General features: G+C 60.7%; 15 protein-coding genes. 9 read left to right on the top strand and 6 right to left on the bottom strand.

Features of this window, described 5'->3' with window-relative positions; genetic code table 11:
• Positions 1-37: 37 nt before the first annotated feature.
• Positions 38-400, bottom strand: a complete 363-nt coding sequence (locus AC6FTP_RS11255; protein ID WP_497207015.1) for a YkgJ family cysteine cluster protein — start codon at positions 398-400, stop codon at positions 38-40.
• 49 nt (positions 401-449) lie between these two features.
• On the opposite strand from AC6FTP_RS11255, the gene AC6FTP_RS11260 reads away from it, so the two are divergent.
• Entirely contained in the window at positions 450-1,157 is a 708-nt protein-coding gene (locus tag AC6FTP_RS11260) for an urease accessory UreF family protein (protein ID WP_497207016.1), read from the top strand.
• Here the strand turns inward: AC6FTP_RS11260 and dprA are convergent, their stop codons facing one another.
• Positions 1,158-2,258 carry a DNA-processing protein DprA gene (dprA, locus tag AC6FTP_RS11265; protein WP_497207017.1) on the bottom strand — a complete coding sequence of 367 codons (1,101 nt, stop codon included), beginning with the start codon at positions 2,256-2,258 and terminating at the stop codon, positions 1,158-1,160.
• Between the two features lie 113 nt (positions 2,259-2,371).
• Between dprA and pyrH the strand changes: the two genes are divergently transcribed.
• From pyrH to AC6FTP_RS11305, 8 genes are all read left to right on the top strand, one after another.
• The gene (gene pyrH, locus AC6FTP_RS11270) at positions 2,372-3,115 is read left to right on the top strand and encodes a UMP kinase (RefSeq protein WP_497207018.1); all 744 of its coding nucleotides are present in this window, start codon (positions 2,372-2,374) and stop codon (positions 3,113-3,115) included.
• A gap of 24 nt (positions 3,116-3,139) precedes the next feature.
• Entirely contained in the window at positions 3,140-4,129 is a 990-nt protein-coding gene (locus tag AC6FTP_RS11275; protein WP_497207019.1) for a PhoH family protein, read from the top strand.
• Positions 4,130-4,210: 81 nt separating this feature from the next.
• Positions 4,211-5,914: an HDIG domain-containing metalloprotein gene (locus tag AC6FTP_RS11280; protein ID WP_497207020.1), complete on the top strand. Its 1,704-nt coding sequence runs from the start codon at positions 4,211-4,213 to the stop codon at positions 5,912-5,914.
• On the top strand, positions 5,914-6,366 hold the full coding sequence (ybeY, locus tag AC6FTP_RS11285) for an rRNA maturation RNase YbeY (protein WP_497207021.1): 453 nt from the start codon (positions 5,914-5,916) through the stop codon (positions 6,364-6,366). Before AC6FTP_RS11280 ends, ybeY begins: the two co-directional genes overlap by 1 nt.
• A gap of 127 nt (positions 6,367-6,493) precedes the next feature.
• Positions 6,494-7,216, top strand: a complete 723-nt coding sequence (locus tag AC6FTP_RS11290; RefSeq protein ID WP_497207022.1) for a hypothetical protein — start codon at positions 6,494-6,496, stop codon at positions 7,214-7,216.
• Positions 7,217-7,258: 42 nt separating this feature from the next.
• Complete coding sequence (locus AC6FTP_RS11295) at positions 7,259-8,023, top strand: M14 family metallopeptidase (protein WP_497207023.1); 765 nt, start codon at positions 7,259-7,261, stop codon at positions 8,021-8,023.
• On the top strand, positions 8,020-8,979 hold the full coding sequence (locus AC6FTP_RS11300) for an alpha/beta fold hydrolase (RefSeq protein ID WP_497207024.1): 960 nt from the start codon (positions 8,020-8,022) through the stop codon (positions 8,977-8,979). The genes AC6FTP_RS11295 and AC6FTP_RS11300 overlap by 4 nt, the downstream gene beginning before the upstream one ends.
• Before the next feature lie 170 nt (positions 8,980-9,149).
• Complete coding sequence (locus tag AC6FTP_RS11305) at positions 9,150-10,619, top strand: DUF1501 domain-containing protein (protein ID WP_497202442.1); 1,470 nt, start codon at positions 9,150-9,152, stop codon at positions 10,617-10,619.
• 25 nt (positions 10,620-10,644) lie between these two features.
• On the opposite strand, the gene AC6FTP_RS11310 is transcribed toward AC6FTP_RS11305, so the two are convergent.
• The 4 genes from AC6FTP_RS11310 to AC6FTP_RS11325 form a co-directional block, all read right to left on the bottom strand.
• On the bottom strand, positions 10,645-11,226 hold the full coding sequence (locus tag AC6FTP_RS11310) for a serine O-acetyltransferase (RefSeq protein ID WP_497207025.1): 582 nt from the start codon (positions 11,224-11,226) through the stop codon (positions 10,645-10,647).
• A 55-nt stretch (positions 11,227-11,281) separates the two neighbouring features.
• Complete coding sequence (locus AC6FTP_RS11315; protein WP_497207026.1) at positions 11,282-13,579, bottom strand: exo-beta-N-acetylmuramidase NamZ domain-containing protein; 2,298 nt, start codon at positions 13,577-13,579, stop codon at positions 11,282-11,284.
• 45 nt (positions 13,580-13,624) lie between these two features.
• A complete protein-coding gene (locus tag AC6FTP_RS11320; protein WP_497207027.1) occupies positions 13,625-14,950 on the bottom strand; it encodes a Trx7/PDZ domain-containing (seleno)protein in 1,326 nt (441 codons plus the stop codon).
• 469 nt (positions 14,951-15,419) lie between these two features.
• Positions 15,420-16,684 (bottom strand): DUF7453 family protein (locus tag AC6FTP_RS11325; RefSeq protein ID WP_497207028.1); only part of this gene is annotated, 1,265 nt, incomplete at its 5' end.

The raw sequence follows: 16,684 nt of genomic DNA on the forward strand, positions 1-16,684 counted from the left end.
TGACCTGACATGCGGGCAATTTTCCGAGGACTGAGAACTATCCCACCTCCACCGCCTCACACTTTTCCCGCCAGCCGGGGAAGTTCCACACATTCGGAAAGCCGGAGCACTGGATGGGTTTCACGGCCTGGATACGGCAGACGTTCACGCCTTCGAGAAAGAGGCACTCTCCATTCGGCTTGTCGATGATCGAAAGCCCGCTGCGTTTGGAATTCAAGCGCGTGCTCGTCTCGATGAACTCCTGCTCATCCATGCCAATGTAGGCCGCGATGGCGGTGACCTCCTCGGCGGTGACATTCACATCCCCTGGCCACCGACAGCAGTTTCCGCAACGCACGCACTGGTAGTAGGGCTGGGCGGATTCGGCGGCAGGTGTGTCAAGCGGGGCAAGTTCAGACATGGAAACTTTTCAATTCGCGGGATCAAAGGGGTGAAGCCATAATGCCCGGATGTTTCGACTCCTGCAACGCATGGATGATGCCGAACCGCGCCACGTTGCGGGTGGTGAATCCATGCCTGCAAAGCGCCCTGAGCTGCGTCCGTTGACGGTGCTGGCAGAGGCGGATGAGTCGGAGATGGAGGCTCTCGAAGACTGGGCGCGTGGTCTCGACTGGGTGCAGTGGCTGCTTTCCGGTGTGCGCCAGCGGATGTCGCATTTGCACTTCGTTTCGGAGCGCACGCGGCCACGCATTGGTTTGCGCACAGATTGGGATCGCTTCGCCAGCGGGCCGCTCGACTCGATTCTGGCGGCGCATTTTCATGCCTGCTGGCAGGCGGTGCAGCAGCATGATCTCAGCGCGCTGATGGCGGTTGATGAGGCCTTTTCCCAAGCTCTCTCGGAGGAGGAATGTGCCCGCAGTGTGGAAGCCTGCCGCCTTTTGCTGAAAGCGACGAATCGCGCGCGCTACCAGGGGCTGCTCGGACGCTTCCGCACGGCTTGTGAGTCAGGTGCGACGCCGGGCCACTTCCTCACGTTGTGGGCGGTGGTGGCGCACTTTTTCCAGCTCAGTCTGACGAACGGCATCGCCGAATATCTGCGCCTCGAATGGGGGATCGCCACACGGCATCTGCCCGAGACACCGCCGATGAAGGATCTGCCGCAGCTCACGGCGCGGGTCATGCAGCGCGGGCTGGCCGAGTTGCGCGTGGTGGCGTGATCACACGAGCCGGACGTAGCGCCGGCCCGGCAGCGCGCGGATGAGGCGCTTCATTTCCAGGCGCATGAGGGTGACGTTCACGGTGGCTTGAGTCAGACCGGACCGAGTGGCGATGTCGTCGATGTGGCGCTCGTCGGTGTCGATGGCATTGAGGAGGATCTCTTCATCCAAGGTAAGTGTCACGTTTGGCTTCGTGGCTTCCAGCGTCGGCGGCTTTGGAGCGGTGGGGAAGAGCGTCATCAGATCATCAAGCACATCGCCGCCATCCATGACGAGCTTGGCACCCTGCTGAATGAGGCGGTTGCAGCCTGCGGAGGTCGGTTTGTCGATCTGGCCGGGCACGGCATAGACGGTGCGGCCCTGTTCCGTTGCCTGCTGCGCGGTGATAAGTGAGCCGCTTTTCAAAGGTGCCTCGGTGACAAGTAGCCCGTTGCTCCAGCCCGCGACGATGCGGTTGCGATACGGGAAGGTCTGTTTGTCGGCGATGCGATCCACGGGGTATTCGCTGATGACCGCGCCGTTTTGGGCGATGCGCTCCGCCAACGCCATGTTCTCCGGTGGATACAGTTTGCCGATGCCCGAGCCGATGACGGCGATGGTGCGCCCTTTCGCGGCGAGGGCGGACTCGTGCGCGGCGGTATCGATCCCACGCGCCAGCCCGCTGATCACCGTGTAACCCGCGAAGGCGATCTGGAAGCTCATCTTCTTCGTGGCATTCATGCCGTAGATCGTGGCATGGCGGCTGCCGACCACGCCGATGGCGTTGTGGTCGCGCTTTGTCACCTCACCCCAGACATAGAGCACTAACGGTGGATCGTAGATAGATCTCAGCAGCGTCGGGTAGAGTTCATCCTCCTGCGTCAGGATCGTGAGTCCCCGGTCGCTGATTTTCTTCAGCTCCAAAGCCAGATCGATCTGCGCTTCCCAGCCCGCGAGAGACTCCGCCTGAGCACGGCCAAAGCCGTCCACGTCCATGATTTCGGAAGCCTTCGCCGAAAGAATCTGCTCCGGCGTGCCGAAGCGGGCGAGCAGCTTCCGCACACGCACCGGCCCCACCTGGGGAATCAGGTTCAGCGCGATCCAGGCTTCGGTGCGGGTCATGAGTGGGGATTCATGAAGCATTCATTCCAGCCATGCAATGTGTGACAGAGGTTTTGGAATTATCTTTGCATCGCCGGGGGCTTCATGTATCACGATTCAAATCCACACCATTCATGGGCGACACCAACGGCAATCGGAAATTCAGGCGCGTTCTTCTCAAACTCAGCGGCGAGGCTCTTCGGGAGCCGGGCAGCACTGATAACATCAGCCCCCCCATCGTCGAAGACATGGCGGCGCAGATCAAAGCCGCGCACCAGACCGGCATCGAGATCGCCCTCGTCGTGGGTGGCGGCAATTTCTGGCGCGGCGTCAGCGCGAGCAATAAAGGCATGGAGCGCGCCACGGCCGACTACATGGGAATGCTGGCCACGGTGATGAACTCGCTGGCTCTGCAAAGCATGCTGGAGGCCATCGACGTGCCGACCCGAGTGCAGAGCGCCATCGAAATGAAGAACGTGGCCGAGCCCTTCATCCGCCGCGTGGCCATGCGCCATCTGGAGCTGGGACGCGTGGTGATCTTCGCCGCTGGCACGGGCAATCCATTCTTCTCCACCGACACCACCGCCGCTCTGCGTGCGAGTGAGATCGGCGCGGATGTCGTCTTCAAAGCCACCAAGGTGGACGGCATCTACGACAGTGATCCGAACAAGAATCCAAACGCCGTGCGCTATGACAGCGTGAGCTTCCAGGACTGCCTGACGAAGCAGCTCAAGGTTATGGACGCCACAGCCTTCTCCCTCTGCCAGGAGAACAACATGCCCATCGTCGTCTTCAGCATGAATGAGCCGGACAACATCCGCCGTGCGCTCGTGGGCGAGCCTCTCGGCACCGTGGTGAATGCCACGGGCACGCTCTGATTCTCCGCCGCGTGACACCACGCCATGACTGAAACGCTCACTTACGAAACGCCGCAGTTCCTTCAGAAGCTGGTCGGGCATGATCTGGCGGGACTGAAGGTCGTGGCCGAGAGCTGCGGCGTGCAAGTCACCTCGCGGGACAGTTGGGTGAAGATCGAAGGTGAAGAGAAGTCCGTCTCTGCCGCTCGGGAAGTTTTCATTCAGCTCGAAAAAGTGCGCCGCCAAGGTGGGGAGATCTCCACCGCCATGATCAAGCTGGTGGCCGAAAGCGTGCTCTCCGAGCATGGCGACGAGCCTGCCGAGGCTATCCACGCGCTGAAGCTGCTGACTTCCAACAAAAAGCCGCCCGTGCTGGCGAAGACGCGCGGCCAGATCAGCTACGTGCAGGCCATGCGGGAAAACGAAGTCGTCTTCGGCATCGGCCCGGCAGGCACTGGCAAGACTTTCCTCGCCATGGCCCAGGGGCTGCATTTGCTCCGCGAAAAGCAGGTCCAGCGGCTCGTGCTCACTCGTCCCGCCGTGGAGGCTGGCGAGGCGCTCGGCTTCCTGCCCGGCGACCTCAAAGAGAAGATCTTCCCCTACCTCCGTCCGCTCTACGACGCGCTTTTCGAGATGCTGGAGCCCGAAGAAGCCGAGCGACTGATCGAGAAAGGGGCCATCGAGATCGCCCCGCTGGCCTACATGCGCGGACGCACGCTGAAGAATGCCTTCATCATCCTGGACGAAGCGCAAAACACGACCAGCGAGCAGATGCTTATGTTCCTGACCCGCCTCGGCGAAGGAGCCAGATGCGTCATCACGGGCGATCCCTCCCAGGTCGATCTCCGCCGCCATGTGAAATCCGGCCTGCGCGAGGTCGTGGAGATCCTGCCCGGCGTGCCTGGGGTCCGCTTCGTGCATTTCCTGAGCAAGGACATCGTCCGCCTCCCCGTCGTCCAGCGCATCATCGAAGCCTATGACCGGCATCGTGCGGAGACGGAGAAAGCCAAAGTTGCTCTCAAAAGCGAATCTTGAACTGCTTCTTTGAACAGCGCTCAGGGCAAATCACGCCTTGTCCCGCACTCGCACTGTGGTAGCCTTTCTCCCCATAGAGCCATGTTTGAATCCCTCCGGCGTGCCCGATTACAGCGTGAAGGTTTATCCTGCGGAAAAGTCCGCCGGAAGCACCAGGATGGCGACTTGGTCGATGAACTCCGCACCCATCCGGCGGCCACCGTTCTGGTCTATGCCATGTTCTTTGTCGGGCTCGGCATCCTGATGAACCTCGCCGCCTCGGCAGTGCCGGGCACGATCCAGCCGCAGTTGACCGCCTATCTTTGTGCGGGTGCCATCGGCGCTGCCATGGTGATTCATCTCCTCGTCGCCCTGAAAGATGAGATCACGGACAACACCGAACTGCTGCTGCTGCTCGGCACCCTGCTCCTGCAATTTGCTGCCAGCGTCGGCATGATCGACTTCGCTTATGAAAAAGGCTGGTCCGGGGCTTTGCCGGTTCTCGCGCTGCCGCATGCACTTGGTCCGATGGTGCTCTCCGTGGCGCTTGGGAGGAAGATCGGCCTCTTCGGAGCCATCTACTCCAGCCTGCTTGGAGCCATCGTCTTCATGGCGGTGAACGTGGTGACCTACCTCGCCTGCTCGGCGCTCATCGGCTTCCTCGTTGTCCTTTTCACCAACCGCGTCCGCCGGCGGAACAAGCTCTTCATGGCCGGCCTCTACATTGGCACTGCAGCGGCGATTTTCTCCGTCATCCTGCATCACGCCAGTGGCGCCGTGGACTCAGCGACGCTCAGCCGGATGATTGGCATTCCTTTCACGGTCGGTGTGTTTACCGGTCTGATCGTGGGTGGTGGCATGCCCGTCATCGAGAGTCTCTTTGGTGTGACCACTGAGGTCTCCTGGCTTGAGCAGGCGGACTTGAATCATCCTTTGATGAAACGTCTCAGCATCGAGGCTCCGGGAACTTATCACCACAGTCTCGTCGTCGCGAATCTCGCGGAGGCAGCAGCGGAGGCCATCGGCGCGAATGCTGCCATGACCCGTGTGTGCGCTTACTTCCATGACATCGGGAAGCTCACGAAGCCGGAGTATTTCATCGAAAACATGGACCCCGCGCACAATCCGCACGAGGACCTGACCGCGCGCATGAGCGCCCTGATCCTCATCGCGCATGTGAAGGACGGCGTCGATCTGGCCATCAAGCACAAGCTCAATTGCAGCATCATCGACGTCATCGAGCAGCACCATGGCACCACGCTGGCCTGGTATTTCTACAAGCGCGCGCTGGATCAGAAGGCCGAGATGATCCGCCTCGTCGAGCAGGGCAAGTCCAAGGAAGACGACATCCCCCAGGTGACCGAAGAAGTCTTCCGCTATCCCGGGCCGAGGCCACAGTTCAAGGAAGCTGCCATCATCTCGCTGGCTGATGCGGTGGAGAGTTCCTCCCGCTCGTTGGAAAAGCCCACGCCAGCCCGTGTCGAGGCGCTGGTGGACGAGATTGTGCAAAACCGAATGGTCGATGGTCAGCTCGACGAATGCGACCTCACCATCGCCGAACTCGCGCGGGTGAAGGCCCGTTTTGTGAAGACGCTGCTGAGCATGATGCACAGCCGCATCAAGTATCAGAAAGCCACGGAGACTCCCGTCACCACGATCATCGGTCCGAGGGACACCGCTGCCTCAGTGCATGTCCATGATGGCCGCACGCTCATGATAGACTCGCCCTACCTTGTCAGTGGAGAGACTCCGCCCTCGGAGAAAAAGAAGCGCGCTCAGCGTAAACCTCCTGCCTCTGCTGCGTGATGGCCCGGCTGCCGAGTCTGCATCTTTATAATCATCAAAAGCGGCACAAGCCGCCGCTTCCGTGGCTCAAAAAGATCGCCCGCATCGCTCTGCCCGCCTGTCAGCATGAGGCCCTTTCCCCTGATGCGCCCATCCGCGTTCTTGAGGAGATCGAGATTACCTTTGTCAGCGACGAAGAGATCGCCCGCGTGCATGGCGAGTTTCTGGAAGACCCGACGCCCACGGATGTCATCACCTTTCACCACGGCGAGATCCTCATCAGCACCGACACAGCCGAACGTCAGGCTGCTGAGCATGGCCAGAGTCTCGATCACGAACTCGCGCTCTACATGATCCATGGCCTGCTTCACCTGGGTGGGCTGGATGACCACGAGCCCGAGGACGCGGAAAAAATGGCATTGATCCAGGCCGCGATTCTGCGCATGACGCTGATGAAAATGGCGCAGTCGTGAGTGGTGAAGCGCATGCTTCACTCTCCTTGAATGTTCAGGGCCGGCCTTTCAAAGCTGCGAGACAAAACTTTCATGACACGTGCCGTAGGCTTGCTCCTCGGCCCTGGACCTGCTTGCATCAGCCCTCGTGAAAACCATTCCCTCTGAAGCAGGTCCATACATCCTGGCGACTGCCATCATGGCAGTCCTTTTCGTTGCCGCGCTGATCCGCGTCTGGCTGCTGAGGCGTGTGGAGGAGAAGCTCCTCAAGAACAAAGACAAGCTCGAAGCGCAAGTGATCGCCCAGCAGAAGGATCTCATGCAGGTGCGTTCAGACGCGAACGCCTGGCGCTCGGAAATGCAGCGCCAGTTTGACCACTTCCGCCACATGGCCAGCGACCAGCTCAAGGTGGAGGAGACACGCTTCGACAACCTCCTCACCAAGTCCCGAGATCGTGAGCATGAACTTCAGGCTACGCTCGATCTCACCCGCCAAATGTGCGCCGAGCTACCCGCTGCGAAAGCCCGCGTCATGCAGCTCGAGGGCCTGCTTGGCATTGATGGAGGCGAGGGACTGACTCATGGAGGTGCAGCCACAGAGCCAGTCAACGGCACTTCGGCAATGTCAATTCTGCCGGATCTGAATGGCAGTGGACCTGAGACCCTCTCCGAGACTCTCCCTGAGCCTGATCCGGCACCACGCGCGGAGGTGCTCACCGAAAACATCACCGAAGTGCCCAACTACGCGTTCGAAGAACTCCGCCAGCAGAACACCATTCTACAGCAGGCGCTCACGGCAGAGCGCCTGCGTGCCCGCATTCGTGAGAAGTCTTCCGCCAGCAGCAGCCGCCGGAAGAATGGCCGGTCCTGATCTGTCATTGCAGCCGCCGTGCAACCTCGCCACTCTCACGGCGTGTCTTTGCTGCCACACCATCTAGCCCACGACCCACACGCCCTGATCAAGCGCTGGCGTGCCGTGGCAAAAACTGCCGGACTCCGCGTGCGTGTGCTTACCGAACAGGCGGGAGAAAAGATCCTCTATCTGGAAAGCCCTCGCGCTGGCAGCCAGCCCTTCGTTTATTTCTCCACTGGCGTGCATGGAGATGAAGCAGGCTCCGCTTGGGGGTTGCTTGCCTGGGCTGAGCGCGAGATCGAGCAACTGCGGCAGCGCCCGTTCCTCATTTTTCCCTGCCTGAATCCTCATGGTCTTCGGCTGAATACTCGTGCCGACCATCGTGGAATGGACATCAACCGCCGCTTCCATCTCGATGGAGATGAACTCTGCGGCCCCTGGCGGCAGATCGTGCAGCAAAGACAGCTCAGCATCGGCGTCTGCCTTCATGAGGACTACGATGCCCAGGGCTCCTACGTCTATGAACTCGGCCATCATCGCATGCGCCACAGCGACCTGCTGATGCGCGACTGCACGAGCCGTATCGCCCCTGATCCGCGCGCCAGCATCGACGGCCGCCGCGCCCTTGATGGAGTCATCCGCCGCAGCACCATCCCTTCAGGTCTGCCCGGACTACCTGAGGCCATCGTGCTCTGGCAGCTTGGCTGTCCCGTCACACTCACGTTTGAAACCCCCTCCGAGTTCAGCTTGGATGACCGGGTGCAGACGCAGGCCGACTTCGTCTCCGCCGTGCTCCACCACGCGGTTCCCAACCACCAACCATGACATCTCTCCATCGTTGTTGTCTCGCCGGCCTCCTGCTGGCGGGGCTCACCGCGTGCAGCAGCCTGCCGAAGCTGCCGTCACGTCCGGAGCTTCGTGGGCAGGACTGGACGAGCTATGATGGCAAAGTCATGCCCTTTAAAAAATGGCTGCCTCCGTCCGGCTCGAAGCCGCGCGGCGTCATGATCGCCGTGCATGGTCTCAGCGGTGCGGCGTCCGACTTCTGGTTCATCGGCGACACGCTGCCAAAGCAGGGCTACGCCGTTTATGCCTATGATCTCCGTGGCCAGGGGCATGATCCCGTCATCTCACAGCGGGGCGACATCACCTCCGCGAATCAATGGCTGCGCGATTTGGAAACCTTCCATGGGCTCGTGCGGCGCGAACATCCCAAGACGCCCGTCTTCTGGTATGGGGAAAGTCTCGGTAGCCTCATCTGCCTGCACACCGCCGCGAACCGCCTGCCGGATCGCCGTGATCCAGACGGCATCGTGCTCGCCTCACCCGTGGCCGGACTGCGCATGACGGTCTCCCATTTCCGCCGCTGGCTTCTGGAGACGGCTGCCAGACTGACCCCGAGGACGCGATTTTCCATCGGCGATCTGGCGGGAGTCGATGAATCCAAACTCCAAGTCACCAGCACCACCACCCACGGCGGCCAAATGCAGCAGACCGAGCACCATGTCAGCGCCTTCACGGTGCGGTTGTTATCTGAAGTGGGCGGCCTGCTAGACGAGAACCCTGAAGCCGCCAGGCATCTGCGAATGCCCGTCCTCTTCCTCGCCTCGCCCAACGACATCCTCAGTTCCCCGGATCAGGTGCAGACCCTATTCAGCCAGGTGCGCTCGCCGAAAAAGCGCCTCCTTTGGTACACGCGTAGCTACCACCTTCTCCTGCATGACGTACAGCGCAGCGAGGTCAGCCAGGACCTGCTCCGCTGGCTCGGACGTGTGCGGTAGGGCAACGAGAACCAAGTCATGGCGCTTCCCCGTCTGGTCATGGATTTTCCCGCTGATCCCGGTGCTTGAGCAAGAAAGCTCCCCACTGCGCGTAACCGGGGAAAGAATAATCGCTGCTTGCGTTAGGCCTGCGATTTTGTGTAGCCTCTCATCCTCACCCCTTCACTCCTATGTTTCGCATCCCCGGCTCCCTCGGCAAAGATCTCTGCGACAAAGACCTCGGCATGACCCGCCGCGACATCCTGCGCGTGGGCGGTGCCACCATGATGGGCCTCACGCTCAATGGCATGTTCCGCGCGCAAGCCGCTTCCGTGAACTCCGCCGCCGCAGGTCGTGCTGGCTGGGGCAAAGCGAAGCATGTGCTCATGATCTACCTCCAGGGTGGTCCGAGCCATCTCGACCTCTGGGACCCAAAAGAGAACGTGCCGGACAAGGTGCGCTCCGCCTTCAAAACGATCCCGACCAAGGTTCCCGGCCATCATTTCACCGAGATCCTCCCGCAACTCGCGAAGGTGAACGACAAGTTCACGATGATCAATTCGATGAGCTACACACCGAATGGTCTCTTTAACCACACGGCGGCCATCTACCAGATCATGACCGGCTACACGACGGACAAAGTCAGCCCGTCCGGCCAGCTCGAGCCACCGAGCCCGAAAGACTTCCCGAACTTCGGCAGCAACATCATCCGCCTGAAGCCGATGGATGAACCGATGCTCCCCTTTGTGATGCTCCCGCGTCCGCTCCAGGAATCCAACGTCGTCGGCAAAGGCGGCACTGCGGGATTCCTCGGCAAGGCCTACGATCCCTACACGCTCTATCCCGATGGCGATGACCTCGACATGGGCAAGATGGACCGCATCAAGATCGAGGACCTCCAGCTCCGCCCCGACCTCTTCAGCGTCCGCCTCCAACGCCGCGCGAAACTGCGTGACGCTATCAACGACCAGATGCCCACCATCGAAGCCGCTGTGAAGGACATGAGCCTCGACAGCTACTACGACCAGGCTTTGAACCTCATCGCCAGTGGCCGTGCCCGCGATGCCTTCGCACTCGACCGCGAGTCGCCAAAACTCCGCGACCGCTATGGCCGCAACACCTTCGGGCAAAGCTGCATGTTGGCACGCCGCCTCATCGAAGCTGGCACCCGTGTGGTCGAACTCATTTGGCCCAAGGTCGCCAACTCGGACAATCACAGCTGGGATCACCACGTCGGCCTGACTCAGCGTATGAAGAACCAGAGCGGTCCGATGCTCGATCAGGGCCTCAGCGCCCTGTTTGAAGATCTCGACGCCTCTGGCCTGCTGGATGAAACGCTCGTCGTCGCTCTCGGTGAGTTTGGCCGCAGCCCTGAAAAAGGCGTCTCCACCTCCGGCAATGGCAACAGCGCCGATGGTCGTGACCACTGGCCATACTGCTACACCGCCGTCATCGGTGGTGCCGGCATCAAGCGCGGCTACATCCACGGCAAATCCGACAAAACAGGCTCTGCGCCTGCCGAGGACGCCGTGCATCCGATGGAGCTGCTCGCCACCATCTACCACGCCGTCGGCATCGACCCCGAGACCATCGTGTACAATCACCTCAACCAGCCACGCGAGCTGGTGAAGGCGAAGCCGGTGACGAAGCTCTTCGCCTGATCGTTTATCGATTCGCCCGGCATGATCACCCGATCGTGCCGGGCTTTTTTTTCGCTCCAGGGTAGGACGGATTCGCCTTCACCACCTTCGCTGGGACACCTGCCACCACCATGCCGGGCTCTGTGACTGAGCGGTTCACCACGGCGTTTGCGCCAATGTGTGTCCAGTCGGCGATGGTCACCGCACCGAAGATCTTCGCCCCCGGTTCGATCAGCACATGATCACCGATCACCGGCACGGCCTCCTCCGTGAGCCCGACGCCGATCACCACGCCGATATTCATCCGCGCGTGACTGCCGATGCGGGCGTTTTGGTGAATCAAAATGTCCCCTTCATGGATGAGCATCAGCCCGGGGCCGATGGCGTTTAGCGGGATGTTAAAACCGAGCAGAAGCCGTGCGCGCTTCATCTGGAGCTTCAGCCACATCCGTATGGGCCACCAAAGCGGACCTGGGCGGCAGTTCGTGTAATACTCCTGCTTCCGAAGCAGCCGCTGAAAATACCAGATCGGGTCCTGAATCAGCAGCAGCGGTGGCATCCCCGCACGACCCAGCGCCAGGCGGTCAGCCTCCAGGTAAGCCAGGTAATCAGAGCGGGAACGAATCATGCGCAGTCGGGTACCATCACGGCCTGACGGAAAGCCGTCAACCTTGAGACCGTTTTCAATACATCAGCACAGCATCACGCCGCGTGGCAAAAGTCGCCGCTTCTGCCGCCCAGAATTCCGCGATGTTCCGCCAATCCTTGCCGATGCGGATCTGCTCCAGCAGTTTGGCGTGATTCAGCAGGGTGTTCACTTTGGTGAGTGCAAACTCTTTCGGGTACAGCTTCTGCAAAGTCACCGCGATGCCGACTCCCGCCGCCACGGGCTTCAACGTCTCACGATCCGTGATGATCATCCGCACGCCGCCGCAGGACTCGTCTTTGAAAACACTCGCCGTCGGTTTGAACCGCACAGGCACGAAGCGCAGACCGGGCAGGCCAAGTTTGTTCAGTTCATGGGCCAGTCGCAGGTCATCGACATACGGGGCACCGAGCACCTGGAAAGGTGTGTCCGTGCCGCGCCCCACGCTGATGCTGAACTCGAGAAGTCCGACGCCGGGATACAGCAGCGCCGCCTCCAGCGACCGCATGTTGGGCGAGGGGCTTTGCCAGGGCAGGCCGGTTTCATCAAAGGTCAGCTCACGTCGCCAGCCTTCGACATGGATGACCTGCAAGTCGGCTCCGATCTTCCGCTCGGCGTTCATCATCTGTGCCAGCTCGCCCACTGTCATGCCATGGCGGATCGGGATGGCATGAGTGGCGGTGAACTTCTCCTCATCCACCAGCGGCGAGCCTTCCACTTCGATGCCACCGATGGGATTCACGCGATCCAGCACGGTGATTTTTTTCCCCGCCTTTGCCGCAGCTTCCAGGCTCAGACGCAGAGTCGAAATATAGGTGTAGAAGCGGCAGCCGATGTCCTGGATGTCGAAAACCAGGGCGTCGAGTTCCTCGAGTTGCTCAGCTTTGGGCGCGCGATTTTCACCGTAGAGGCTGAACACGGGCAGGCCGGTCTTTGTGTCCTTCGAGTCAGTGATCTTCTCCTGATCCAGTTCACCGCGAATCCCATGCTCCGGGCTGAAAAGGGCGCGCAGCTTCACGTCCTTCGCCTCATGCAGCAGGTCGATCGTGCTCTCGCGTCGGGCATTGATGCCCGTGTGATTCGTGATGAGCCCGACGCGCAGACCTTTCAGCGCGGAGAAGCCATCAAGCTGGAGCACGTCGATGCCATTCAGCACCGTGGGCACTTCTTTCTCACCGCGCTTCGGCAGTGCATTTGTCACGCTTTTGAAATCAAACCCAGGGATGCACTTCGCCGCCGCTGTTCCGACCAACTCATAGAGATCCCGCACGCTGCCGCCGCCCTCAGGATGGAGGCGTGAGCTGAGAAAGATCACGAAGCTCTGCGAGGCAGGCTCGATCCACAGACTCGTGCCCGTGAAACCCGTGTGACCGAACGAGCCGATGGGAAACACCTCGCCGCGAGGCCTACTGTAGAGGGAATCAATATCCCACCCGAGCCCACGCCTTTCATAGACCGTCGCCGCCGTCTGCACGCCTTGCATTTGCGCGATGGTCTCCGCCTTCAAAACACGCACGCCATCAAGCTGACCACCTCCGAGAATCATCCGCGCATAGCGTGCGAGGTCCGCTGCTGTGGTGAAGAGCCCCGCGTGACCTGTCACACCGCCCATGCGCCGTGACGTGGGATCATGCACCACGCCATTGAGCATCTGCCCGAGTTCATCGCGCTCTGTCGGCGCGATGCGTGAGCGCCAGTCCGCTGGTGGCACAAAGCGTGTCGAGGTCATCTTCAGCGGCTTAAAAACGCGATCTGCGGCAAACACATCCAGCTTCTGTTTGCTCACGCGTTGCACGATCTCGCCGAGCAGGATGAAGTTGATGTCGCTGTATCTGAAAAAGCTCTCCGGCGGTGCATCAGGAATGCTGCTGGTGGCCCGGCGGATGCCTTCTTTGTAGCCAGTCCATGTCGGCTCCTTTGGAATCCCCGGCTTCAGGCACGAGGTGTGCGTCAGCAGATGCCGAACGCGGATCAATTCACGCCCTTCACCGACAAACTCCGGCAGATAACGGCTCACCGGAGCCTCGATGTCCACTTTCCCCTGATCTGCGAGGATCATGATCGACGGCGTCGTGGCGATCACCTTCGTTAGCGAGGCCGCATCAAAGATCGTGTCCGCCGTCATCTCCTCCCGTACGGGCACCAGTTCACGCGCACCCTTCACCAGCGTTTGCGTCTGCCCCTGATGTTCCAGCCACACCACCGCCCCGGCGGGATTCTTTTTCGCCACCGCCTTCTCCACCACCTCATCCAGCGCCTTCAGTCCGCTGGCATCAAAGGTGGTTTGGGCGGCTAGAGCGGCCGTGAGAAAGAGAAAGCAAAGGGCTCGAAGCATGAGCCCATCCTACCAAGTGGAGTCGATGGGCCGCAACTGCTGCTTTCACTGCATCGGCAGCATCAGTTCCACCGTCTTGCCTCCGCGAAGCACTTTCACGGGTACCTTCTCACCCTGCTTATGCTCCTGCATGAGATGGCCGTGGAGGCGGCTTTCGGTGATGCGGTGTTTGAGGTCGGCGACTTCGATCAGTACGTCGTCTTTTTGGAATCCAGCCTTCTTTGCCGCTGCGTGGATGTTGTACATGCCGAGGCCTTTCACCCACAGCGCCATGCCATCCGTGCCGAGACCGCGAGCTTTCCGCTCTTCATCCGTGAGGTCCAGCAGGTTCAGTCCGCCTGCCGCCATGCCACGCATGGACCACGCGGAGGCGCGCCCAGAGGTGTCGGTCTGCTTCTTCCAGCCGGAGGGCAGGTCGAGCATGAGCTTCGTTTCCGCTCCACTGCGTTTCACGACGACTTCATGCTGCGCACTGTCACCCGTGCGATGCAGCGCCCAGCTTACATCGGCGATGGATACCAGCGGTTGCCCTGCAAAGGCCGTGATCTCATCGCCCGCTTTCAATCCTGCCTTCTCGGCCAAACTACCTGTGGTGATAGCACTCACTGTCGCCACCTGATCTGCCATGAGCGCGATGCCCAGTGTTTCTGGTGATGGCATCGGGAAAACCCATTCGTCGGGCACGGCCTGTTTTTGGTCGCGATACGACGTGCGCAGTGCATCACCGATCATGTGACAGTGGATGCAGCTTCCCACGACCTTGCCATTCCAGTCGAGCTCACGCTTGTACTTCTCCGCCAGCTTTGGCATGTCAGTCGGATTCACATAGGGGAGTGGGCCGGGCTGTTTGATCGCGAGACTCGTTTTGTTCGCCGGATAGCCTTTGTGGATGGCGAGCGCTGCCTCGAGAGCCTTCTTGTAGCCAGCCAAAGTCTGGTCCGCCGAGTTCTTCTGGTGTGTCCATGAGCCGTAGCGGCCATACACGGTGCCGTCGCCATTGAAAAAGAGCGTCGAGAAGGAGAGATCGAAGTCGAACTGAAGCTTCGAGAGATCGAGATCGTTGGCATTGATCACACGCACGCAGACAAACTGGTCGAGCAGCGCGGAGAGTGCATCACTCTCCATCAGCACCGCCGAGTCCAGCCCCATGCAGGCCAGACACGGCACGCAGCGCATCACGATGAGCACCGGCTTGCCCGTGAGCTTCGCCTGCTTGAAGCCGCTCTCGACATCGTTGTAACCCCAGCGTTTGTCGGCCTCCATCTTCGCCTTGTCCGCACGCACCGCCCCTTCACGATCTTTGACGGACTCGGCGCGGATCAGTGGATTCAAAAGCAGCGCGATGGCACACAGGATAAGTTTTGTCTTCATGAGGTCGGAGGTTGGGAAAAGCAATTTCGCAGGCGAGCATGACATTTTCGTTAAGCTCAGGTAAAGCCCAAAACGCCGGGTGCTGACAACGCATGGCACCACGGCCCTGGCATCGACTGCGAGGTGCCAGGCAGGACGATCGGGTTGAGCTGGAAAGGTTCCGCCGGTCACTACGGGGGCGGCACTGCCTTCCCCTGCCACCAGCAAGAAACCGTTCGGGGCGTGCTGTGCCCACAGGCCGATGAGTCGCTCGGTACCTTCACCGACGACTGTCAACCTCTTCAGCCCAGGGCAGCACCAGCAACGCGTCCTTTCAGCATCAACAACATGCGTGTTGTCGGGGCCTCACCTTCCTTGGGAATGGGGCGGCACGTCCGGGCCGCCACGTAGAACCCCATTCCAATTAGGTTCGGAGTCGAGCGCACACAATCAGGCGGTCTTTTCAAAGGGTTGGGTGCGAGAACTTCCTTTACGGTACCACGACCTTGGCATTCGCCTGAATGCCGCCGGTGAAGGTCAGCATCAGGGTGAGCTGCCCATCTTGCAGGAAGACTCGGCGGCCCAGGGCTCCGCCGGTGGTCGTGCCATTGAGCAGGGCGGTGATCGCCGTCACGACCCGTGGGGTGCCGTCCACGTTGAGGGTGTCACCTTCTCGCACGGCCAGCTTCACGGCTCCACTTTCGTTGATCACCCACAGGCCGGTATCGTTCGCACTGGTCACACCGCCGACTCCGTTGGTCATCGTCGCCTGGAACATCGGCTGGGCGGTGCCGGGCAGCGCGATCTGGCTCAGCCGGTAGAAGGTGCTGCCGACGACTCCGGGCGCTTCACTGCCTTCTCTTGCGACAAGTGCGAGCCCGTTCGTGGCGTGCTGCGCCCACAGGCCTTTGTCATTCACGTTGGTCACCACTCCGCTGCCACGCACTTCACCTTTGACGAGGTATTCGTAGTCCCCGCCGCCGAGCACGAGGTCGCTGAAGTCGCTAAACACGAGGCCGCTGGTGCCGGGGGCGGCGTCGTTTTCACGCAGTTGCAGCGTCAGCACTCCGGGCGCGGTATCCACAAAGACACCGACGTTGTTCGTGGTGCTGACTCCGGCCAGCGTGTTGGTTAGCATCTGGCTGATGAAGCCGTAGTAGCTGCCCGTGTTGTCAAAGCCGGGGCTGCGGAAGCTGCCCCACTTCGCCAACGGAATGACCGCCGGAGCAGCATAGGTGTCCGCGAGCTGCTGGCTGGCTCCGTAGGTCGCGCCAAAGCCCGTGTCGCTCGTGCCATCGAAGCTGCCCACCACGACGCCGGAGCTGTTGTCAGTGAAGGTGACGTTGATGCTGACGAGGGACTCACCCGTGGGGGCCACGCTGAGTTCCTTGCCATGACCGGAGGAGGCATTGCCAGTTTCCAGGATGTTAAAGCTCTTCACTGTCTTGGTTACGCCGTTGGCATCGAGGCTCTGGCCATTGCGCATGAGAGGACGAAGACCGGTATTGGCGTCCCAGCCGAAGAGCACGATGCTGTTATCCACGAGCGTGCCGAGGAAGATGATGAGATCACCGCCGATGGAGAAGTTGCCGATGGTCTTCAGATTGCTGGTGAGGCCAACATTCATTCCCGTGCGGGCCACGAGTTTCAGGGTGCCATCGCTGGCATTGCTGAACAGGCAGCGGCTGTTGACGTTCTTGGTGATGCCTGCGCCGCGCACTTCGGCCGTGAAGGCGATGTGGTCGGTCTCATTGA

Origin of the sequence: Prosthecobacter sp., assembly GCF_044378005.1 — a bacterium.
Taxonomy (GTDB): domain Bacteria; phylum Verrucomicrobiota; class Verrucomicrobiia; order Verrucomicrobiales; family Verrucomicrobiaceae; genus Prosthecobacter.